Annotated in this window: 21 protein-coding genes and 2 pseudogenes; 8 read left to right on the top strand and 15 right to left on the bottom strand. The window is 65.7% G+C overall.

Translation table 11 applies throughout. The features are described from left to right. Nucleotides 1-27: 27 nt before the first annotated feature. Both ACFPOU_RS19305 and ACFPOU_RS19310 read left to right on the top strand, forming a co-directional pair. Nucleotides 28-231 (top strand): annotated as a pseudogene (locus ACFPOU_RS19305) (IS1595 family transposase); the annotation flags it as partial. A 161-nt stretch (nt 232-392) separates the two neighbouring features. Next, nucleotides 393-503, top strand: a pseudogene (locus ACFPOU_RS19310) (IS1595 family transposase); the annotation flags it as partial. A gap of 77 nt (nt 504-580) precedes the next feature. On the opposite strand, the gene ACFPOU_RS19315 reads toward ACFPOU_RS19310, so the two are convergent. From ACFPOU_RS19315 to ACFPOU_RS19345, 7 genes are all read right to left on the bottom strand, one after another. Beyond that, nucleotides 581-1,540, bottom strand: a complete 960-nt coding sequence (locus ACFPOU_RS19315) for a hypothetical protein (RefSeq protein ID WP_379725060.1) — start codon at nt 1,538-1,540, stop codon at nt 581-583. A gap of 129 nt (nt 1,541-1,669) precedes the next feature. Continuing rightward, nucleotides 1,670-3,559, bottom strand: a complete 1,890-nt coding sequence (locus ACFPOU_RS19320) for a hybrid sensor histidine kinase/response regulator (protein ID WP_379725063.1) — start codon at nt 3,557-3,559, stop codon at nt 1,670-1,672. 12 nt (nt 3,560-3,571) lie between these two features. Further along, the gene (locus tag ACFPOU_RS19325) at nt 3,572-4,906 is read right to left on the bottom strand and encodes an ATP-binding protein (RefSeq protein ID WP_379725065.1); all 1,335 of its coding nucleotides are present in this window, start codon (nt 4,904-4,906) and stop codon (nt 3,572-3,574) included. Next, a complete protein-coding gene (locus tag ACFPOU_RS19330) occupies nt 4,903-5,934 on the bottom strand; it encodes an ATP-binding SpoIIE family protein phosphatase (protein WP_379725068.1) in 1,032 nt (343 codons plus the stop codon). The genes ACFPOU_RS19325 and ACFPOU_RS19330 overlap by 4 nt, the downstream gene beginning before the upstream one ends. After that, nucleotides 5,922-6,389, bottom strand: a complete 468-nt coding sequence (locus ACFPOU_RS19335) for an anti-sigma regulatory factor (protein WP_379725071.1) — start codon at nt 6,387-6,389, stop codon at nt 5,922-5,924. Before ACFPOU_RS19335 ends, ACFPOU_RS19330 begins: the two co-directional genes overlap by 13 nt. Beyond that, nucleotides 6,386-6,745, bottom strand: a complete 360-nt coding sequence (locus ACFPOU_RS19340) for an STAS domain-containing protein (RefSeq protein ID WP_312550807.1) — start codon at nt 6,743-6,745, stop codon at nt 6,386-6,388. Before ACFPOU_RS19340 ends, ACFPOU_RS19335 begins: the two co-directional genes overlap by 4 nt. Before the next feature lie 17 nt (nt 6,746-6,762). Next, a complete protein-coding gene (locus tag ACFPOU_RS19345) occupies nt 6,763-7,629 on the bottom strand; it encodes an STAS domain-containing protein (protein WP_379725074.1) in 867 nt (288 codons plus the stop codon). Nucleotides 7,630-7,944: 315 nt separating this feature from the next. On the opposite strand from ACFPOU_RS19345, the gene ACFPOU_RS19350 reads away from it, so the two are divergent. Beyond that, nucleotides 7,945-8,076: a hypothetical protein gene (locus ACFPOU_RS19350; RefSeq protein ID WP_379725077.1), complete on the top strand. Its 132-nt coding sequence runs from the start codon at nt 7,945-7,947 to the stop codon at nt 8,074-8,076. 124 nt (nt 8,077-8,200) lie between these two features. On the opposite strand, the gene pnp is transcribed toward ACFPOU_RS19350, so the two are convergent. Then, nucleotides 8,201-10,303: a polyribonucleotide nucleotidyltransferase gene (gene pnp, locus ACFPOU_RS19355; RefSeq protein ID WP_379725080.1), complete on the bottom strand. Its 2,103-nt coding sequence runs from the start codon at nt 10,301-10,303 to the stop codon at nt 8,201-8,203. A 201-nt stretch (nt 10,304-10,504) separates the two neighbouring features. Continuing rightward, nucleotides 10,505-10,774, bottom strand: a complete 270-nt coding sequence (rpsO, locus tag ACFPOU_RS19360) for a 30S ribosomal protein S15 (RefSeq protein WP_379725083.1) — start codon at nt 10,772-10,774, stop codon at nt 10,505-10,507. 189 nt (nt 10,775-10,963) lie between these two features. Between rpsO and ACFPOU_RS19365 the strand changes: the two genes are divergently transcribed. Continuing rightward, on the top strand, nt 10,964-11,461 hold the full coding sequence (locus ACFPOU_RS19365) for a hypothetical protein (protein WP_379725086.1): 498 nt from the start codon (nt 10,964-10,966) through the stop codon (nt 11,459-11,461). A 6-nt stretch (nt 11,462-11,467) separates the two neighbouring features. Here the strand turns inward: ACFPOU_RS19365 and ACFPOU_RS19370 are convergent, their stop codons facing one another. The 6 genes from ACFPOU_RS19370 to ACFPOU_RS19395 form a co-directional block, all read right to left on the bottom strand. Continuing rightward, the gene (locus ACFPOU_RS19370; protein WP_379725089.1) at nt 11,468-12,334 is read right to left on the bottom strand and encodes an alpha/beta hydrolase; all 867 of its coding nucleotides are present in this window, start codon (nt 12,332-12,334) and stop codon (nt 11,468-11,470) included. A gap of 211 nt (nt 12,335-12,545) precedes the next feature. Continuing rightward, complete coding sequence (gene pssA / locus ACFPOU_RS19375) at nt 12,546-13,415, bottom strand: CDP-diacylglycerol--serine O-phosphatidyltransferase (protein ID WP_379725092.1); 870 nt, start codon at nt 13,413-13,415, stop codon at nt 12,546-12,548. A 240-nt stretch (nt 13,416-13,655) separates the two neighbouring features. Beyond that, on the bottom strand, nt 13,656-14,420 hold the full coding sequence (locus ACFPOU_RS19380; protein ID WP_379725095.1) for an SIMPL domain-containing protein: 765 nt from the start codon (nt 14,418-14,420) through the stop codon (nt 13,656-13,658). Nucleotides 14,421-14,529: 109 nt separating this feature from the next. Next, entirely contained in the window at nt 14,530-15,576 is a 1,047-nt protein-coding gene (gene ilvC, locus ACFPOU_RS19385) for a ketol-acid reductoisomerase (protein ID WP_379725113.1), read from the bottom strand. A gap of 103 nt (nt 15,577-15,679) precedes the next feature. After that, nucleotides 15,680-16,171, bottom strand: coding sequence for an acetolactate synthase small subunit (gene ilvN, locus ACFPOU_RS19390; protein ID WP_379725098.1), 492 nt, complete (start codon nt 16,169-16,171; stop codon nt 15,680-15,682). Next, nucleotides 16,172-17,905, bottom strand: a complete 1,734-nt coding sequence (locus ACFPOU_RS19395; RefSeq protein WP_379725101.1) for an acetolactate synthase 3 catalytic subunit — start codon at nt 17,903-17,905, stop codon at nt 16,172-16,174. Nucleotides 17,906-18,135: 230 nt separating this feature from the next. Between ACFPOU_RS19395 and ACFPOU_RS19400 the strand changes: the two genes are divergently transcribed. From ACFPOU_RS19400 to ACFPOU_RS19415, 4 genes are all read left to right on the top strand, one after another. Next, nucleotides 18,136-18,387 (top strand): hypothetical protein, encoded by a 252-nt coding sequence (locus ACFPOU_RS19400; protein ID WP_379725104.1) that lies wholly within the window; start codon nt 18,136-18,138, stop codon nt 18,385-18,387. A gap of 61 nt (nt 18,388-18,448) precedes the next feature. Beyond that, complete coding sequence (locus ACFPOU_RS19405) at nt 18,449-19,018, top strand: RNA polymerase sigma factor (protein ID WP_379725116.1); 570 nt, start codon at nt 18,449-18,451, stop codon at nt 19,016-19,018. Then, complete coding sequence (locus ACFPOU_RS19410) at nt 19,015-19,413, top strand: DUF3619 family protein (protein WP_379725107.1); 399 nt, start codon at nt 19,015-19,017, stop codon at nt 19,411-19,413. The genes ACFPOU_RS19405 and ACFPOU_RS19410 overlap by 4 nt, the downstream gene beginning before the upstream one ends. Beyond that, on the top strand, nt 19,410-20,052 hold a 643-nt coding region (locus ACFPOU_RS19415), incomplete at its 3' end, for a DUF3106 domain-containing protein (protein ID WP_379725110.1). The genes ACFPOU_RS19410 and ACFPOU_RS19415, both read left to right, overlap by 4 nt.

Here is a 20,052-nt window from a genome sequence, read left to right on the forward strand (position 1 = left end):
GACGCTTCACAACATGGCTACGGCAACAAGGGGCAGTTGCACCGGCATCTGCTGCCTGTGCTTGCCCCCCACGTTCCGCTGGTAACGGACGGGCATCGGGCGTACCGGAGCTTTGCGCGCGAAGCGGGCATCTCGCACCAGTACGTGAACATGCGCCTGGGCGAGCGGGTGCGCGGCGCCGTCCATGTGCAAAACGTGAACGCCTATCAGCGCCGATTCAGGCAATGGCTAAGTACTCGCCCAAAAATAAATGTGCTTTTGGCTGCCAGAACCGGCGCGTTGCTGCGTTGACTCCTGCTTGCAGTGCTCGCACTGCGGCGCACTCGCCGCCTTGCACCGCATCCGGTTCTGTTTGCCAAAATTCACATTTATTTCCGGTCGAGTACTTAGCACGCTTCCATGGCGTTGCTTCACGGTACTTGCCGAATTACCTGGGCTGGCGCCGGGCGCTCGATGGCGAGCGCATTGCGTCACCGGAGCGCTTCCTGCGAGCGGCAATGGGACTCGTCCACACGTAACGGTGACAGCGCCTTTTTTTTTGGCGCATGCATCCGCATGGCCACGCGGCACCGCGCGGCGTTCAATGCAGCAAGGCCGTTCCCCGCTCCCGCCGCAGCGCGCTCATCACCTCCTGCACCGGCAAATGCCAGGCCAGCTCCGTATTCGTGTGATGCCATGCATGCTTCGGCCGGTACTCGACGCCGATCGCCAGGTTCGAATTCATCGCCCCGAACCAGTCCGCTTCGCCCATCACGTCGACGATCTTGCGATAGCGCGGCGGCATGGCGATCGCGGCCGAGACGGTGACGATGCCGATTTCGGCCAGGTGGGCGTCGGCCTGGGCGTCGCGCAGCGCGTACAGCGCTTCGGAGATCACCAGGTTGCCCTTCGAATGCCCGGTCAGCAGCCCGAAGCGGAAGCGCCGGTCGGTCAACAGCGCGCACAGGGTGCGCGTGTCGAGGCTGGCGCGGGCGACGTTGGGCGGGGCCGACAGGCGCAGGTCGGAGGCGCCGCCGCGCGCGAACTCGTCGATCTGCTCGAAGGCGTGGCGCATGCGGTTCAGGGTGCCGAACCAGAACCAGCCGCCCAGCGCTTCGGTGAGCAGGTCGGCCAGTCCGTAGCCCGACACGAGCGCGGCCACCGGCTCGCCGAAGGCGTCGGCCACGTTGCGGGCGAAAGCGGCGGTGCCGAGGGCCGAGCTGCCGACGCCGGCCACGGCCAGGATGCGCGTGCCGCCGCCGCCGCGCGCGGCGAACTCGTCGAGGCTGGGACACAGGTGCAGCATGCCGCCGCCCGAGGGCGGCACGACCAGCAAGGCGCCTTCGCGCGCCAGCCAGGGTGCCAGCGACGCCGCTTCGGCGGGATCGATGACTTTCAGGTCGTAGAAGAAGGCGTCGAGCACCGTGTTACGGCGGCGCCAGAATTCGAGCGCGGCTTCGCGCGCGGGCGTCTTCGCCTGGACGACCTCGGTGGTGGTATCGCGTGGGAGCTGGGCGGACGCCAGCACGAGCGGGGTCCTGAACGTCGGTAGCCGGTCCATGGCGCGTCTCCTGGAAGAGCCGGCAAGGCACCGCCGGCGCATTCCCGTTAGAGGCCGCGCGCGGCGAGAAGTTCACCGCCGCGTCCGCAGGAAGGACGCGAAGCGCGCCCGCGAACGGCGGCGCGCCGGTCAGCCGCGCAGCGCCTTTTCCAGGTCTTCCAGCTCGGCCGGCTTGACCAGGTGCGCGTCGAAGCCCGCTTCCTGGGCGCGGCGCCGGTCTTCGGGCGAGCCGTAGCCGGTGTGCGCGACCAGGCGGATGTGCGCCAGCGCCGGGTTGGCCTTGATCATGCGCGCCAGCTGGTAGCCGTCGGCGCCCGGCAGGCCGATGTCGAGCACGATCACCTGCGGACGGTGGCGCAGGGCCAGCGCGTCGATCTGGGTAGCGTCGGACGTGGTCCAGGTTTCATGGCCCATCTCGGCCAGCAGGAAACCCATCATCTCCATGGCGTCGACGTTGTCGTCGACCAGCAGCACGCGCAGGCCGGCGGCGCGGCCGGCTTCCCGCTCGGCCTCGCCGGTCGCGCAGGCGGCGCTGGCCGTGCGCAGCACCGGCAGCTCGACCGTGAAGGTGCTGCCCATGCCGATGCCCGGGCTTTCGGCGCGCAGGTGGCCGCCGTGCATCTCGAGCAGGCGCGACACCAGCGACAGGCCGATGCCGAGGCCTTCGGGCGCGCGGTCCGGCGGCACCGCGGCCTGGGCGAACATGCCGAAGATGCGCGGCAGGTTGTCCTCGGCGATGCCGATGCCGTTGTCGATCACCGCGATATGGACGTCGTCGCCATGCAAGGCGATCCGCAGCGTGATCTCGCCGCCCTTGGGCGTGAACTTGGCGGCGTTGTGCAGCAGGTTGCCCATCGACTGCGCCAGGCGCACCGGGTCGCCGGCGACCCAGACCTGGCAGTCGGGCTGCTCGACGGCGAGCTTGTGGCCGCGCGCCCCGATCAGCGGGCCGGCGGTCTCGATCGCCTGGGCGATCACGGCGCCGAGGTCGACTTCTTCGCGGCGCAGCACGATCTTGCCTTCCGATATGCGCGCCACGTCGAGCAGGTCGTCGACCAGGTGCGCCAGGTGGTCGACCTGGCGCAGGATGACTTCGCGCGCGTGCGCATGGCGCTCGCCGGCGTGCTCGCCGCCCACGCCGAGCAGCGTGGCGGCATTGCGGATCGGGCTCAGCGGATTGCGCAGCTCGTGCGCCAGCGTGGCCAGGAACTGGTTCTTGTTGGCGTCGGCCGCGCGCAGCAGCGCTTCCATTTCCTTCCTTGCCGAGACGTCGCTGGTGACGCGCGCCACGCGGTAGACCTCGCCGCGCGCGTTACGCACCGCGAACAGGCGGTCACGCACCCAGCGCATGGCGCCGTCGGGCAGCATCAGGCGGAATTCTTCGTCGTAGTACGGGTGGGTGGCCAGCGTGGCCCAGCGTCCTTGCAGGCGCGCGCGGTCGTCGGCATGCACGGCGTCGAGCCAGCTGGCGTGCTGGCGGCGCAGCGATTCGCAGCTGCGGCCCCAGATCGTCGCATAGGCCGGGCTCACATAGGCCAGCACGCCGTCGGGCGCGGAGAACATCCAGAACACGTCCTCGACGTTGTCGGTCAGCTGGCGGAAGCGCTCCTCGCTCTCGCGCAGCTCGTCCTGGGTCTGGCGCATGCGCAGCAGCGCGTTCACGTTGGCGATCAGTTCGTCGGCCTCGATCGGCGCGGCCAGGTAATTGTCGGCGCCGCCCTCGAGACCGCGGATCTTGTCGGCGCGGCCCGTGAGCGCCGCCGAGGTCTGCAGCACCAGCACGCAGTTGGTGTCGGGATCGGCCTTGATGCGGCGGCAGACCTCGATGCCGTTGATGTCGGGCAGCTTCACGTCCAGCAGCACCAGGGCCGGATTGTCCTCGCGGACCATCGCCAGCGCATCGGTGCCGTTGGCCGCCTCGAGGACCCGGAACCCGGCGCTTTGCAGGATGCGGGTCTTCGCGTAGCGCGCGCCGTCGTTGTCGTCAACGTTGAGGATCGTGGGTGGAGTGGCGGTCATGGTTTCGGTGTCTCAGGTGCTGGCAGGCGCCGGATGGGGAAATTGACGCGGCAGCGTCAGCATGAAGGTCGAGCCCACGCCGGGCCGGCTGGTGACGTCGACGCGCCCTCCCAGCAGCTCGGCCAGGCGGCGGCATAGCGGCAGGCCCAGGCCCGTGCCCTTGCTGCGCCGCTGGAGCGGGTTTTCCACCTGGGCGAACTCTTCGAAAATCAGGTGCATGTGGTCGGCATCGATGCCGATCCCGGTGTCGGTCACGGCGAAGGTCAGCGTGTCGGCCTCGGCGTCATGGGCGGCGCTCACGCGCACCGAGCCGTCCTCGGTGAATTTCAGGGCGTTCGAGATGAAATTGCGCAGGATCTGCGACAGCATGCCCTCGTCCGAATCGAAGGCGTCGTCGATGCCGCCGTTGTCGAACACCAGTTCGACGCGCTCGGCGTCGACCAGCGGGCGCATCATGCCCTTCAGGGCACGGAACATGTTGTCGACGACGACCGGCGCCGGTTGCGCCTCGACGCGGCCGGCCTCGATCTTGGCCAGGTCGAGCAGGTCGTTGACCAGTTCCGACATCTCGGTGGCGGTGCGCTCAATCAGCCAGACCTGGCGCTCCTGCTCGGGCGTGAGCTCGCCGTCCATGCGGTCGAGCAGGAGCTTGGCGAGCGCCCGGATCGAAGACAGCGGCGTGCGCAGTTCATGGCTGGTATTGGACAGGAAGCGCGACTTCATTTCGTCGGCGCGGCGCAGGTGCTCGGCCTTGTCCTCGATCTCGGCGTACAGTGCGACGATGCCGCGATTGGTGTCTTCCAGCTCGCGCGTGAGCGACATCAGGTCTTCCTGGCGCTCGCGCAGTTCGGCCAGGGTCTCGACCAGCTCGCGGTTTTGCTGTTGCACTTCCTCGATCGAATTGCCGACCGGCGTGGCGGCCAGTTCGGTGGCGATCTGGGCCAGCCGCGTCGGGCTGACCGGCTGCTGCGGCGCCAGCGCCTTGCACATGCGCACGAACGGGGCGCCGTCCGCGGCGCCGGTGGCGCATGTATCCATCAGCCGGTGCGCGGTGACCAGCGCCGCGTCGAGCAGCATCGCCCCTTCGCTGTGCGGCGCCGAAGCGCGCACGGCGCTCACGGCCACCTCGAGCTGCTGGCGGTCGGGCAGGTCGCTCAGCACGAACACGGCGCGCGCGCTGATGCCGGCGTGGCAGGCCGCGCGCGCGACCTCCGAGACAGCGGTGGCGATGCGCACCTGGTCCTGCTTGGCGAAGCCGAGCAGGTTCGTCACGTGGCGCGCGCGCTGGCGCACCAGGACCACGTCCTTGTCGCTCTCGAGGGCGACGGCGAGGATGCGCTGGCTCATGCGCGTCCCGGCTTGCGCCGCACGACCAGGACCATGGCGTCGTCGCGGCGGCGGATGAAGTCGCGCATCAGCATGGCCGCCACCAGCGCGGGACTGCGTGCCAGCAGGCCCGGATAGCGGCTCAGGTCCCACTGGGTCTGGATGCCGTCCGAGTGCAGGATGCACAGCGCATCGGGCGGGCAAGGCAGGGAGAATTCCTGCACCTTGCGCATGTTGTGCCCGACGATGCCGTTGTGCGAGATCAGGGCGCGCCGGGTCTCGCCGTCGATCACCCAGGCGCCGATGTTGCCGATGCCGGCAAAGCGCACGACGTCGTTGTCGAAGTCGATGCGCGCCGCCGCCAGCGCCGCGCCGCGGGTGCCGCGCAGCGCCTCGTGGGCCGCGTCGACCAGGGGTCCGGGCTCCGACGACGGCAGGCGCTGGAGCTGGGCCAGCGCCGCCTGCGCCGCGATGGCCGCCTGCGGACCGTGGCCCAGGCCGTCGACGGCGAGCAAGGTGGCGCCGCTCGGGTCGCAGGCCACGCCCCAGCCGTCGCCGCAGGCATCCTCGCCCGCCAGCGGCACGGTCAGCGCGCCCACGTCGACCATGCACAGGCCCGGTCCCGCCTCGTCGCGCCACAGGCGCATGAAGAACAGGGCGCCCTTGGCGGGCGCCGACCAGACATCGAATTCGTCGGCCAGGCGGCGCAGCGCACCGAGTCCGGTGCCCGACGTCCCGGCGGTGGACATGCCGTCGCGCAGGCAGGCGTCGACGTCGGCAATGCCCGGACCGCAGTCGACCGCCAGCACGTCGACCCCGGGCACGCCTTCGGACTGGGCCACGTTCAGGTAGAGCATGCCTTCGCCGGCATGCTTGAGCAGGTTGGTGCCGGCCTCGGTGACGATCAGCGCCAGCGAGCCGGCGCGTGTTTCATTGAAACCTAGTTCGAACGCCAGCTTCTGCCCGGCGCGGCGCACCGCAGCGATGTCGCTGGCGTGCACGATCGGATACGCATGTTGCGTGCTCAGGGAGCTGATCAGCGTTTCCATTTCACGACCGCGATGGCGGTTCCCTCTCCCGAACGGGTGTCGATCTCGAATTCGTCGACAAGGCGTTTCGCGCCGCCCAGGCCGAGGCCCAGGCCGCCGCCAGAGGTGTAACCATCCCGCAAGGCCAGAGCGAGGTCGGGAATGCCGGGACCGCTGTCGACGAACACCAGGCCGACACCCTGGCGCACGCCATCGGCCAGCTTGTCCAGATACACGGCACCGCCGCCGCCATACTTGATCGTATTGCGCGCCAGTTCGCTCGCAGCGGTGATGAGCTTGGTCTGGTCGACCAGTGACAGGCCGATGGCCACGGCACGCTCGCGCACATGGCGGCGCAGGCCAACGACGTCCTCGTCGGTACGCAGCGGCACGCTGGCACGCTCGATGCGTTGCCTGGCATTGCGCTCCAGCAGGTTTGTCCCGAATCCGACTGGTGATTCAGTCGCGGTGTTCATCTATTCAAGTTCTTTCCGAGCAGGGCCATGCCCTTCTCGACGTTCAGCGCCGTCTTGACGCCGTGCAAGGTCAGCCCCAGCTCGACCAGGGTGATCGCCACCGCCGGCTGCATGCCGACGACCACGGTCTGGGCATCGAGCACGCGCGCCATGGCCGCGGTATTGCTGATCATACGCCCAATGAAGGAGTCGACCAGGTCGAGCGCGGAAATATCGATCAGCACACCCTTGGCGCTATCGCGCACGATACGCTCGGTCAAGTCGTCCTGCAAGGTCATGGCCAGGCGGTCGTGCATGTCGACCTGGATAGTGACCAGTAGCAGGTCACCCATCCGCAGGATAGGAATGCGTTCCATCGTCGTCCCGATTCTTCTTAGTTCTTATTGCCGATGGTAACCGAAGCACCGGTCCGTTCGAGGGCGACCAGGAAGGCGTCGGCCAGGGTTGCCTTGGTGACGACGTCTTCCAGGTTCACGCCCAGGTGGACGATGGTCTGGGCGATCTGCGGGCGGATGCCGCTGATGATGCAGTCAGCGCCCATCAGGCGCGCGGCGGCGATCGTCTTCATCAAGTGCTGGGCGACCAGGGTGTCGACCATCGGCACGCCGGTAATGTCGATGATGGCGATCACGGCGCCGGTATCGACGATCTTTTGCAGGATGTTTTCCATCACCACCTGGGTACGGGCCGAGTCGAGCGTGCCGATCAGCGGCAGCGCCAGGATGCCGTTCCACAGTTTCACGACCGGGGTCGACAGCTCGAGCAGCTCCTGCTGCTGGCGCACGATGATCTGGTCGCGCGCTTTCTGGAACACTTCGATGGTGTACAGCCCGAACTTGTCGAGCAGCGAACTGACCGCCCACGAAGCGGCGGCCAGGTTAGCAGGGTCGTTGGCAAACGCGGCCGTCAGCTGGCCGAACAAGGGCTGCTTGAGCGAGAACACGAAGCTGGCCGTCTCGCTCGGGGTCGAACCGCTTTTCGCGCGGCTCGATGAAATTTCGGCCAGCAGGTCGCGTACCTCGTCCCACGAACGGTGCTCGATGTTCTCCAGTTCGCCGCTGCGGGTCGCATTCGCGAAGGCCGCCAGGAATTGCTGGCAATGCTGGCGCAGCTGCTCGCGCGAGCTGCTGGTACCGCGCACGATCATGGCTTCGAGCTGGGAAATCCACTGCGAGCCGATTTCCGCCTCGTGCTCCTGGATGATCTGGCTGATGCGGGTAGCGTTGTCTTTCGTGGTCATCGATGGGTCCTGGTTTTGGTCGTTCGGTCGTGGATGCGTCCGTGTCTTGAACGAACTGCTCCACAATTGGAGAATCCCTGACTATAACACTTATTGCCGCGTTTCCTCATGACACGTGCATGCGGCGACCGGGCCTTCCGGCGCCTTGCGTGGCCACCTAGCGCGCTCTTGAATGCAGAACTTTGACCTTCGACAAAAGTCTGCCGCGCAGACATTGGTAGCCTAATGTGTCGCATCAGAACAGTTTCCGCCGTTCCATGCCGACACTGCTCACCGCCTCCGGACCAAGGGGTCCTCGTCTTAAGGAGAAGCCATATGAAGTCGTTATTCGCTCGGCCTGAAAAATTCCTGTACCGGCGCAACACGCGGGTGGCCAGTTTCCTCTCCGGCACCAGGTTCGGCGTCGTCGTCGCGGTCCTGGTGATGCTGGTCTCGACATTGAGTTGAACGGGCGGCTGCCCTGCCCCAGGCGCGCCATTCGCAGGACGCGAAGCGCGTGATCGAAAAAAACCGCCAGGCTCACGCACTGGCGGTTTTTTTGCAGGGGGCGGCAAGCCGCCGCGAACAGCGTTTACTGCGCGGCCGCTGCGGCCGGATCGGCCGCCTTCATCGACAGCTTCAGACGGCCGCGCTCGTCGGTCTCGAGGACCTTGACGCGCACTTGCTGGCCTTCCTTCAGGTAGTCGGCCACGGCGTTGACGCGCTCGTTGGCGATCTGCGAGATGTGCAGCAGGCCGTCCTTGCCCGGCATGACTTGCACGATGGCGCCGAAGTCGAGCAATTTGAGGACGGTGCCGTCGTAGGTCTTGCCCACTTCGACCGAGGCGGTCAGCTCTTCGATGCGGCGCTTGGCTTCCTGGCCGGCGGCGGCGTCGACGGAGGCGATGGTGACCAGGCCTTCGTCGGTGATGTCGATCTGGGTGCCGGTTTCTTCGGTCAGCGCGCGGATGACGGCGCCGCCCTTGCCGATGACGTCACGGATCTTCTCCGGGTTGATCTTGATCGTGATCAGGCGTGGGGCGAAGTCCGACAGTTCGGTCTTCACGGTCGGCACGGCCTTCTGCATCTCGGCCAGGATGTGCTGGCGGGCTTCCTTGGCTTGCGCCAGCGCCACCTGCATGATTTCCTTGGTGATGCCCATGATCTTGATGTCCATCTGCAGCGCGGTAATGCCCGCAGGCGTACCCGCGACCTTGAAGTCCATGTCGCCCAGGTGGTCTTCGTCGCCGAGGATGTCGGTCAGGACGGCGAACTTGCCGCCTTCCTTGATCAGGCCCATGGCGATGCCGGCGACGTGCGCCTTCATCGGCACGCCCGCGTCCATCAGCGCCAGGCAGCCGCCGCAGACCGATGCCATCGACGAGGAACCGTTCGATTCGGTGATTTCCGACACCAGGCGGACCGAGTAGCTGAAGTCTTCCGGGTTAGGCAGGGCGGCGACCAGCGCGCGCTTGGCCAGGCGGCCGTGGCCGATTTCGCGGCGCTTCGGGGTGCCGACACGGCCGGTTTCGCCGGTGGCGAACGGCGGCATGTTGTAGTGCATCATGAAGTCGTCGGTGTACTCGCCCATCAGCGCGTCGATCTTCTGGCTGTCGCGGGCGGTGCCGAGGGTCGCGATGACCAGCGCCTGGGTTTCGCCGCGGGTGAACAGGGCCGAACCGTGGGTACGCGGCAGCACGCCGGTACGGATCGCGATCGGACGCACGGTGCGGGTGTCGCGGCCGTCGATGCGCGGCTCGCCGTCGAGGATCTGCGAACGCACGACCTTCGCTTCCATGTCGAACAGGATGTTGCCGACTTCGCCGTTGTCGGCCTGGATGCCCTGTTCCGACAGGGCCGCCATGACTTCGCTCGACAGCGACTTCAGCTTTTGCTGGCGTGCCGATTTTTCGCGGGTCTGGTAGGCGTCGCGGATTTTTGCCGACGCCAGTTCGCCCACTTGCGCGATCAGGGTCTCGTTCTTCGCAGGGGCGGTCCACTCGACTTCCGGCTTGCCGCCTTCTTCGACCAGGGCGTGGATGGCATCGATGACGACACGCATCTGGTCGTGGCCGAAGACGACCGCGCCCAGCATGATTTCCTCGGACAGCTGCTGCGCTTCGGATTCGACCATCAGCACGGCCGTTTCGGTACCGGCGACGACCAGGTCCATCTGCGAGGTTTTCAGCTGGGTGGTGCTCGGGTTGAGGATGTACTGGCCGTTGGCGTAGCCGACGCGGGCGGCGCCGATCGGGCCGTTGAACGGAACGCCGGCAACGCACAGGGCGGCCGAGGCGCCGATCATCGCCGGGATGTCCGGATCGATTTCAGGGTTGACCGACAGCACGTGGATGATGACCTGGACTTCGTTCAGGTAGCCTTCCGGGAACAGCGGGCGGATCGGACGGTCGATCAGGCGCGAGGTCAGCGTTTCTTTTTCGGAAGGACGGCCTTCGCGCTTGAAGAAACCGCCCGGGATTTTACCGGCAGCATACGTTTTTTCGATGTAATCGACGGTCAGCGGGAAGAAGTCCTGGCCCGGCTTGGCGTCCTTGCGGGCGACGACGGTGGCCAGCACGACGGTGTCTTCCACCGACACCAGGACGGCGCCGGAAGCCTGACGCGCGATTTCACCGGTCTCCAGGGTGACGGTATGTTGGCCGTACTGGAAGGTCTTCGTAACTTTGTTAAACATGGGTAATCCCTTTCTATTTGCCGACAGATTTTCAGGAGCTGTCGTTCACCTCACCGCGCATGGCTGATCCAGCCACCGTTAAGGGCGCCGTGGCGCCCTCCTTCTACAAAACTGCATGCTGCACACATCCAAAACAAAAAATGCCCGCGACAGTGGAAACTGACGCAGGCATTTCCTTGACTAGACCGTCAGGCGCAAAGATTACTTGCGCAGGCCGAGTTTGGCGATCAGGTCGCGGTAACGATTCAGGTCTTTGCTCTTCAGGTAAGACAGCAGGCTCTTGCGACGGTTGACCATCATGATCAGGCCGCGGCGCGAGTGGTGGTCTTTCTGGTGGGCTTTGAAGTGGCCGTTCAGTTCGTTGATGCGTGCGGTCAGCAGGGCGACCTGGACTTCCGGCGAGCCGGTGTCGTTCTGGCCACGTGCGTTGTCGGCGATAATTGCCGACTTGTCGATGTTTTCTACGGACATGATGTTACCTTTCACATGCGGTGCAAGAGTCGTAACCCAGCGCACCGTGATTTGATTAAAAAAACCCTGCCCATGCGGACAGACCCGCAAGTATATGCGAAAACAGTTGGCGTCACCAGCTTTTGCTGCGGCCCGCTTCAGGCATCATGGGGGTCATCGGGCTTTTTTGCGGGGATTGCCATGCAGACGATGTTCAGAATTACAACGATGTGCGCCGCGCTGCTGCTCGGCGCATGCGCCGGGCCCCTGTTACGCCAGGCACCGGCCGTCGGCGAGCCGCTTGCCGCCGTCACCGCCACGCTGGGGCCGCCGACGGCCGTCTACCCTGCCCCCGACGGCGGCCAGGTGCTCGAGTACGCCACCGCTCCCTTCGGCCAGTTCACCTGGATGGCCGGCATCGGGCCGGACGGACGCCTGCGCTCCTACGAACAGGTGCTCACCGGCGAAAAATTCGCCACGATCAAGGTCGACCGGGCGACCAAGGCCGACGTGCTGCGCACCATCGGCCGGCCGGCCGAGCAGTCGCGCGTCCGCTTGCGCAATTACGAAGTCTGGTCGTACCGCTACAAGGAGGCGGGCGTCTGGAACTCGCTGATGCACGTGCATTTCGACGAGGCAGGCGTCGTGCGCCAGATGATGAACGGCCCCGATCCCCTGTTCGAGGTACGCGACCGGAATTTCTGGTGAAAATCCTTACGGCGCCCGCCCGCCGGCGCGGATGAAGGCCTCGACGGCGTCGAGCGTCGGCGCCAGTTTTTGCAGCGAGCTCGATAGCGACGCGACCAGGGTCGTGTGGGTCACGCCGTCATAGTAGAGCTCGCTCACCGGCACGTTCGCGGCGCGCAGCTTGCCGGCCAAGCCGCCGGTATTGCGCGCCGGATTGACCAGGCTGTCGTCGTTCGCCGCGATCAGGAGCGCCGGCGGCGAGGATGCATTCACGTGCCTGACCGGCTGCGAATCGGCCGGCGTGTCCGGCGCGCTGAAGACGGGCTGCGTGGTGCGGTTTTGCACCGGCAGGAAATCGTAGGGGCCGGCCAGGCCGATCCAGCCGCGCAGCATGGCCGGCTGCAAGCCCTGCCGGCCCAGCCAGCGCGGGTCGAGCGCCAGCATGGCGGCGTTGTAGGCGCCGGCGCTGTGGCCCATCAGGAAAATGCGCTGCGGGTCGCCGCCGTGGCGCGCGATCTCGCGCGCGGTCCAGGCGACGGCGCCTGCGCCATCGACGAGGAAATCCGGATAGCGCACTTGCGGGTAGAGGCGGTAGTCGGGCACGACGACCACGAAGCCGCGCGCGGCCAGCGCGCGGCCGACGAAGGCGTAGTCGGCGCGCTTGCCGCTGACCCAGTTGCCGCCGTAGAAAAAGACGACCACCGGCGCCTTGTCCGCGTTCGCAGCCGGCCGGTACACGTCGAGCATGTTGCGCGGATCGGCGCCGTAGGGGATCGCGGCCGTGGCGGTGACCGTGCCGGCGGGCGAGACGGCATTCACCACCGTGAGCGGCGAACAGGCGGCGATGGCGCCGGCCGCCAGCACGGCGGCGCTGTAGAGGATGAGTTTGTTCATGCCCCGAGTATATTGGCCGTGGCAAGGAACGTGGCGCACCCGAGCCGGCAAGGGAGTGCCTCTGGCCGCTGCCGGGCGCCGGAAACGATGGACGAAGAAGCGGGCAAAGCCGATGCCGGTCACGACTGCGCAGTGACCCGCTCCACGCGCGCGACAGCCGCATGCTCGGCTGGCGCCGGTTGGTGGGAAGCGCCGGCCGGTGCGCGCGATCCTAGCGACGCTCGACTTTATCGTTCTCGACCGGTCCGTCGGTCGGGATGATGCTGACCCGCTTGCCCCTGGCGCGCTGCAGCACGAACACCACGTAGCCCGACAGACCATAGACGACGAAGATCGGCCACAGGACCTTGGTCGGATCGCTCGCCACCAGCGCCAGCGCAAGCACGATCAGGAAGACCACGATGAACGGCACCGACTTGCGGAAGTTGACGTCCTTGAAGCTGTAGAACGGCACGTTCGATACCATCGTCAGGCCGGCGAACAGGGCCAGGCACCAGCTCACCCAGTCGACCTGGCGCGCGCTGATGTTGATGTCCGGATCGGTCATGAACATGATGAAGCCGACCACCAGGCCTGCCGCCGCCGGGCTGGGCAAGCCCTGGAAGAAGCGCTTGTCCACCACCTCGATATTCGTGTTGAAGCGTGCCAGGCGCAGCGCGGCGCCGGCGCAATAGACGAAGGCGGCGATCCAGCCGAGCTTGCCCAGGCCGCGCAGCGACCATTCGTAGATCACCAGCGCCGGCGCGGCGCCGAAGGACACCATGTCCGACAGGCTGTCGTACTGCGCGCCGAATTCCGACTGCGTATTGGTCAGGCGCGCGACGCGCCCGTCGAGCGCGTCGAGAATCATGGCGATGAACACGGCCCAGCAGGCATGGTCGAAGCGCTGGTTCATTGCCATCACGATTGCGTAGAAACCGCAGAACAGCGCAGCGGTCGTGAAGGCATTCGGCAACAGATAGATGCCGCGCCCGCGCGGACCGCCCTTGTCTTCCGCCCGGCGGCCGAAGCGCTTGAGGCGGGCAAATCGTGGCGCGCGGGGCGCTGCCCCATTTTTCTTACGTCGTGGAAAGGCTGGCATAAAGTCCCGTGTTCAAGAGTGAGCGCGTTTCGCTAGGTGCTCGACCGGCGATAATGTGAATCCAGGCAAACAGAACCGGTCGCGGTGCAAGCGCGCCGGTTCCGGAAGCAGGGAAACACATGGTGTGACAAGCGAGCAGTTCGCGCCGTTTCCCCCATTATAGGGGCGGGAACGGCATGTTAGCGAACGGATACTATTGGAATCCATATCGGCTAACGGTGTCGCCGCCGAAGCGATTCCTTACTTGAACTTCACCTTGCCCACCAGGCGCATCTGCAGCGTCGTCTCGCCCGGCTCGAAACTCGGTTCCGGCATGGCGTCGTCGGCCGCCTTCATGCGCGCGCCGGCCACCATCGCCGACTGCATCTCGGGACGGCCGCCATAGTTGCCGGAGCCCTCGAAGTCGACCGTATCGATCACCGCATCGGACGGCTGGCGTCCCATCGCGCGCGCGATCGAGACGATGCGTTCGTTGAGGTTGCGGTAGGTTTCGGCGATGCGGCGCTCGTCCAGCATCTTCTCGGTCGCCGGCGCCAGCCCGAAATGCACGCCATTGATCTGCAGCACCTTCTGCGCCGCGGCGGCCGTCCTCGGCAGCCCGGCCAGGCTGGTCGTCTTGACCTCCAGATATTGCCCAACGCGCCAGCCGTTCGGCACCGGCCTGCCCGGGCTGCGGCTGGCTGGCAGCGGCGGCACCGGCGGTTCCGCGTAGACCGGGTAGGTGTAATAGCCTTGCGTCTTCAACTCGGCTTGCGGATCGGCGCGGCGCACGATCTCGGTGCCTTCTTTCATCTTGCGGTTCACGCGCGCGGCGGCCGCCTGTTTATCCTTGTCGAATTCCTCGACGGCGAAGGTCACCCATGCCATGTCGTTGGCATGGCGCACCTCGCCATTGGCCGGTACGATGACCGTGGTGCCGCTCGTGGCTGGCGCCGGCGCGCTTTGCGCGCCGGCGTGACTTGCCGCAACAAGGCTGGCGACGAGAACAAGCTTCGGAAGGGACATGGTTTTCTCCAGGCTGAGTGAAAGTGGTTTCACTCTTACGATAGCGCCGCTCCCCATTCCGTTGTGATCTTGTAATGGAAAGTTGCAACTTCGATCGCCTGGCGCGACCTCAGTTCTTCGACTGGTCGACCAGCTTGTTCTTCGCGATCCACGGCATCATCGCGCGCAGCTTGGCGCCCACTTCCTCGATCTGGTGTTCCGAGGTGAGGCGGCGGCGCGAGATCAGGGTCGGGGCGCCGGCCTTGTTCTCGAGGATGAAGCTCTTCGCGTATTCGCCGGTCTGGATGTCCTTCAGGCACTGGCGCATCGCATCCTTGGTCGCCGAGGTGACGACTTTCGGTCCGGTCACGTATTCGCCGTACTCGGCGTTGTTCGAGATCGAGTAGTTCATGTTGGCGATGCCGCCTTCGTAGATCAGGTCGACGATGAGCTTGAGTTCGTGCAGGCACTCGAAATACGCCATTTCCGGTGCGTAGCCCGCTTCGACCAGGGTCTCGAAACCGGCCTTGATCAGCTCGACGGCGCCGCCGCAGAGCACGGCCTGTTCGCCGAACAGGTCGGTCTCGGTCTCTTCGCGGAAGTTGGTCTCGATGATGCCGGCGCGTCCGCCCCCGTTGGCCATCGCGTACGACAGTGCGATGTCGCGCGCGGCGCCGGACTTGTCCTGGTAGACGGCGATCAGGTGCGGCACGCCGCCACCCTGGCGGTAGGTGCCGCGCACGGTGTGGCCCGGCGCCTTGGGCGCGATCATGATGACGTCGAGGTCGGCGCGCGGCACGACCTGGCCGTAGTGGACATTGAAGCCGTGGGCAAAGGCCAGCACCGCGCCCTGCTTCGCGTTCGGTTCGACGTTTTCCTTGTAGACCTGGGCGATGTTTTCATCCGGCAGCAGGATCATGATGATGTCGGCGTTTTTCACCGCGTCATCGACCTCGGCCACGTTCAGGCCAGCCTGCTCGACCTTGCCCCAGGAAGCGCCGCCGCGGCGCAGGCCGACGGTGACGTTGACGCCCGATTCGGACAGGTTCTGGGCATGCGCGTGTCCCTGCGAGCCGTAGCCGATGATGGCGACGTTCTTGCCTTTGATGAGGGAGAGGTCGCAGTCTTTGTCGTAGAAAACGTTCATGGTCTTGTCCTGTAATTTTTTGGAATAAATAGTTGTTTCGTTCGTGCCGCCGCCGGCGTTTCGTCGCTGCGCCTGGCGGGCGGCGCCGGCGCCATGCCGGCGCCGCCCGCCATCCTGCGTGTCGCGACGGTGCTCAGAGCTTCAGGATGCGTTCGCCGCGGCCGATGCCCGATCCGCCCGTCCGGACGGTTTCCAGGATGGAGGCGCGGTCGATCGCGTCGATGAAGGCGTCGAGCTTGCTCTTGGCGCCGGTCAGTTCGATCGTATAGCTCTTCTCGGTGACGTCGATGATGCGGCCGCGGAAGATGTCGGCGGTGCGCTTGATTTCCTCGCGCTCCTTGCCGACCGCCCGCACCTTGAGCAGCATCAGCTCGCGCTCGATGTGCTGGCCCTCGGTCAGGTCGACCACTTTCACCACTTCGATCAGGCGGTTCAGGTGCTTGGTGATCTGCTCGATGATGTCGTCCGAGCCGGACGTGACGATCGTCATGCGCGACAGCGTCGCGTCCTCGGTCGGCGCCACGGTCAGGGTTTCGATGTTGTAGCCGCGGGCCGAGAACAGGCCCACCACGCGCGACAGGGCGCCGGCTTCGTTTTCCAGGAGAACCGAGATGATGTGTCTCATTTAGAGGTCCTCCGAGCCGAGCAGCATTTCAGACAGGCCCTTGCCGGCCTTGACCATCGGCCAGACATTCTCGCTCTGGTCGGTGATGAAGTTCATGAACACGAGCTTGTCCTTCATGCCGAAGGCCTCATGCAGGGAGCCTTCCACGTCGGACGGCTTTTCGATGCGCATGCCGACGTGGCCGAAGGCCTCGGCCAGCTTCTCGAAGTCCGGCAGCGAATCCATGTACGACTCGGAATAGCGCGAGCCGTAGTCGATCTGCTGCCACTGGCGCACCATGCCGAGGAAACGGTTGTTCAAGAGGATGATCTTCGGCGTCAGGTGGTACTGCTTGCAGGTGGCGAGCTCCTGGATGCACATCTGGATCGAACCCTCGCCGGTGACGCAGGCCACCGTCGCATCCGGGTTGGCCATCTGCACGCCCATCGCATACGGCAGGCCGACGCCCATCGTGCCCAGGCCGCCGGAATTGATCCAGCGACGCGGCTTGTCGAAGGAGTAGTACTGGGCGGCCCACATCTGGTGCTGGCCGACGTCGGAAGTGATGAAGGCGTCGCCTTTGGTCACTTTCCACAGCTGCTCGATGACCGATTGCGGCTTGATGACGAGATCGGAACCTTCGTATTTCAGGCAATCCTTGCCGCGCCATTCGTCGATCTGCTTCCACCAGGCGCGCAGCGCGTCCGGATTGTTGCGCGTGCCGCCGGCGGAGTCGAGCTGGGCCAGCAGTTCGGTCAGCACTTCCTTGACGTTGCCGACGATCGGGATGTCGACCTTGACGCGCTTGGAGATCGAGGACGGATCGATGTCGATGTGGATGATCTTGCGCGGGTGGCTGGCGAAGTGCTTCGGGTTGCCGATCACGCGGTCGTCGAAACGCGCGCCGATGGCGATCAGGACGTCGCAATGCTGCATCGCCATGTTCGCTTCATAGGTGCCGTGCATGCCGGGCATGCCGACGAAGTGCTCGTCGCTCGCGCGCGAACCGCCCAGGCCCATCAGGGTGTTGGTGATCGGCGCGCCGACCTTCTCGACCAGGCGGTTCAGTTCGGCCGAGGCGTTGGCCAGGATGACGCCGCCGCCGGCATAGAGCATCGGGCGCTCGGCCTGCTGCAGCAACTGCACCGCCTTGCGGATCTGGCCCGTGTGGCCCTTGTCGACCGGCTTGTAGGAGCGCATCTCGATCTCGCGCGGATACTCGAACATGCACTTGTGCATGGTGATGTCCTTCGGGATATCGACCAGCACCGGGCCGGGGCGGCCGGTACGGGCGATGAAGAAGGCTTTCTTGATGGTGAGCGCCAGGTCCTTGACGTCCTTGACCAGGAAATTATGCTTGACCACGGGGCGGGTGATGCCGACCGTGTCGCATTCCTGGAACGCATCCTGGCCGATCGCGTGGCTCGGTACCTGGCCGCTGATCACCACCATCGGAATCGAATCCATGTAGGCGGTGGACAGGCCGGTGACGGCATTGGTCACGCCCGGACCGGAGGTGACGAGGGCCACGCCCACGGTGTTCGAGCTGCGCGAATAGGCGTCGGCCGCGTGCACGGCCGCCTGTTCGTGGCGCACCAGGACGTGCTGGAATTTGTCTTGCTGGAAAATGGCGTCGTAAATGTAGAGCACTGCGCCACCGGGATAGCCGAAGACGTGCTTGACACCCTCCTCGGCCAGGCAACGCACGACGATTTCGGCACCCGTGATGGGGCCTGCTGTTGCTTCGTTTTTCATGAATCATTCCTTTCAAAACCCATTGGGCGATTGATCGGATGCTCGTTCCTAACGAAATACGGTTTGCCCCACAGCGCTCAAGCTTCCCTTTATTCTGCGGTCGCGTCGAACTCCCGGTATCAATAGATACCTTTGGAACGGCGCCGGGCGCAACTCGTTTGGCTGAGTGTCTGTAGCGGCTCGACGGATTTCTCGCGCTCGTGGCGCGGGTTGGAGCAAACTGCCTACAAATGAAAGCAAGTCAGACCTGGCGTGCCTTTTGTGCGCGCCTGATTGACCATGAAGCTGAGCGGGTGCAAAGCGTAAAGGACACCTTACTGCGTTGCACCATTTTGGTCAAGATAAAAAATGGAAAAGCCGGAAGCCACCGGTGTGCCGCGGCGCCGCGCGCCGGACCGGGCGATCGTGCTTTGCAGCGGATGAGCTCGCATGGCGGCGCGGCACTGAGCAATGACGGTGCAGGAAAGGGGGATTTTTGCTAGCATTCCTGAGTTTTCCATAAAGCACGAGCCAAGTCCTCGGGCGCCTCCCCTCCCTCAGCGCATGGCGACAGACAAAGAACTAGGCGACTTCCTCGAGAATGTCGAACGGCGCGCCTTCAAGCAAGCCGTGTATGCAGTGCGCAAGGACGAAGCCGCGCTCGACATCGTGCAGGACGCGATGATCAAGCTCGCCGAAAAATATGGCGACAAGCCAGCCGCCGAACTGCCGATGCTGTTCCAGCGCATCCTGCAGACGACCATCCTCGATTACTTCCGCCGCGAAAAGGTGCGCAACACCTGGGTCAGCCTGTTTTCAGGCCTCGGCCGCCGTGGGGGCGAGGATGAGGACTTTGATATACTCGACGCGTACGAAGCGGAGGAAGGATCGGCCGCGGCCGAGTCCAGCATGGACCAGGCCGAACGCGCCCAGACCCTGCAGCTGATCGAAGCGGAGATACAAAAACTCCCGGCGCGTCAACGCGAAGCCTTCCTTATGCGTTACTGGCAGGATATGGACGTGGCCGAAACGGCCGCGGCGATGGGATGCTCGGAGGGCAGTGTCAAGACGCACTGCTCGCGCGCCACGCATGCCCTTGCCGACGCTCTGCGGGCCAAGGGAATACAACTATGAATACCGACGACATCAATCTGGCGTACAAGCTGCGGCACGCCCTGAACGAAAACCTCGACGCGCTGCCGGCGTCGACGACCGAGCGCCTGGCGGCCGCGCGCGCGCTGGCGCTGTCGCGCAAGAAGGCCGATGCGCCTGCCGGCGCGGGGGCCGGACGGCGCTTCTTCGATCTGCGCGTGCATGTGTCCGGCGCCGGCCTCGGCCGCCTGGGCGTGGCCATTCCCCTGCTGGCCCTGGTCTTCGGCCTGGGTGGACTGTACCAGTACGACCAGCAACAGCGCATCGCCGAACTGGCCGAACTCGACGCGGCCGTGCTGGCCGACGAATTGCCGCTGACGGCTTACCTCGACCATGGCTTCAATGCCTATCTGGAGTCGCAACAGCGCCAGCAATGAGGACACCCCCTTCCAAGCCCCGCCGCATCGGCTGGATCGCCGCGGTGGCGGCGCTGCTGGCCGCGCTGGTGGCCTGGGTCGTCTGGCAATACGCGGGAAACGACGGCCCGGCCGGCGCCCGCCAGGCCGCCGTCTCGGCGAGCGCCCCCGGCACGCCCGGCAAGAGCGCCCAGGTGCTCGCCCCGCCGCTGTGGCGCGACCTGTCGCCGCCCCAGCAGGTCGCCCTCGCACCGCTGCGTTCCGAATGGGACGCGATGGACGGCTTGCGCAAGAAGAAATGGCTGGAGATGTCGCGCCGCTTCGGCTCCATGAATCCCACCGAACAGGGCCGCGTGCACGACCGCATGCGCCAGTGGATGCGCCTGACGCCCGAGCAGCGCAGGCTGGCGCGCGAAAACTACACCAGGACGCGCAAGCTCGCGCCCGGCGACAAGGCCGCCACCTGGGAAAGCTACAAGCAGCTCACGCCGGCCGAGAAAGAGCGCCTGGCGCAAGCGGCCGCGCGCAAGAAGGCGGACACCGCCAACGCGCCGGCAGCGGCGTCGAACACGATCGTCGCGCCGACCAGTTGCCCGGCCGGCACCACACGCCGCGGCGCCTCCTGCATCGCCCTGCAGGCACCGGCCACGCTGCCGCCCG

The organism is Massilia jejuensis (genome assembly GCF_042656795.1).
Lineage (GTDB): Bacteria > Pseudomonadota > Gammaproteobacteria > Burkholderiales > Burkholderiaceae_D > Telluria > Telluria jejuensis.

Coding starts and splice junctions, on each gene's coding strand:
- ACFPOU_RS19315 (WP_379725060.1), bottom strand. CDS start 1,540: ATGGACCGGCTACCGACGTTCAGGACCCCGCTCGTGCTGGCGTCCGCC.
- ACFPOU_RS19320 (WP_379725063.1), bottom strand. CDS start 3,559: ATGACCGCCACTCCACCCACGATCCTCAACGTTGACGACAACGACGGC.
- ACFPOU_RS19325 (WP_379725065.1), bottom strand. CDS start 4,906: ATGAGCCAGCGCATCCTCGCCGTCGCCCTCGAGAGCGACAAGGACGTG.
- ACFPOU_RS19330 (WP_379725068.1), bottom strand. CDS start 5,934: ATGGAAACGCTGATCAGCTCCCTGAGCACGCAACATGCGTATCCGATC.
- ACFPOU_RS19335 (WP_379725071.1), bottom strand. CDS start 6,389: ATGAACACCGCGACTGAATCACCAGTCGGATTCGGGACAAACCTGCTG.
- ACFPOU_RS19340 (WP_312550807.1), bottom strand. CDS start 6,745: ATGGAACGCATTCCTATCCTGCGGATGGGTGACCTGCTACTGGTCACT.
- ACFPOU_RS19345 (WP_379725074.1), bottom strand. CDS start 7,629: ATGACCACGAAAGACAACGCTACCCGCATCAGCCAGATCATCCAGGAG.
- ACFPOU_RS19350 (WP_379725077.1), top strand. CDS start 7,945: ATGAAGTCGTTATTCGCTCGGCCTGAAAAATTCCTGTACCGGCGCAAC.
- pnp (WP_379725080.1), bottom strand. CDS start 10,303: ATGTTTAACAAAGTTACGAAGACCTTCCAGTACGGCCAACATACCGTC.
- rpsO (WP_379725083.1), bottom strand. CDS start 10,774: ATGTCCGTAGAAAACATCGACAAGTCGGCAATTATCGCCGACAACGCA.
- ACFPOU_RS19365 (WP_379725086.1), top strand. CDS start 10,964: ATGTTCAGAATTACAACGATGTGCGCCGCGCTGCTGCTCGGCGCATGC.
- ACFPOU_RS19370 (WP_379725089.1), bottom strand. CDS start 12,334: ATGAACAAACTCATCCTCTACAGCGCCGCCGTGCTGGCGGCCGGCGCC.
- pssA (WP_379725092.1), bottom strand. CDS start 13,415: ATGCCAGCCTTTCCACGACGTAAGAAAAATGGGGCAGCGCCCCGCGCG.
- ACFPOU_RS19380 (WP_379725095.1), bottom strand. CDS start 14,420: ATGTCCCTTCCGAAGCTTGTTCTCGTCGCCAGCCTTGTTGCGGCAAGT.
- ilvN (WP_379725098.1), bottom strand. CDS start 16,171: ATGAGACACATCATCTCGGTTCTCCTGGAAAACGAAGCCGGCGCCCTG.
- ACFPOU_RS19395 (WP_379725101.1), bottom strand. CDS start 17,905: ATGAAAAACGAAGCAACAGCAGGCCCCATCACGGGTGCCGAAATCGTC.
- ACFPOU_RS19400 (WP_379725104.1), top strand. CDS start 18,136: ATGAAAGCAAGTCAGACCTGGCGTGCCTTTTGTGCGCGCCTGATTGAC.
- ACFPOU_RS19405 (WP_379725116.1), top strand. CDS start 18,449: ATGGCGACAGACAAAGAACTAGGCGACTTCCTCGAGAATGTCGAACGG.
- ACFPOU_RS19410 (WP_379725107.1), top strand. CDS start 19,015: ATGAATACCGACGACATCAATCTGGCGTACAAGCTGCGGCACGCCCTG.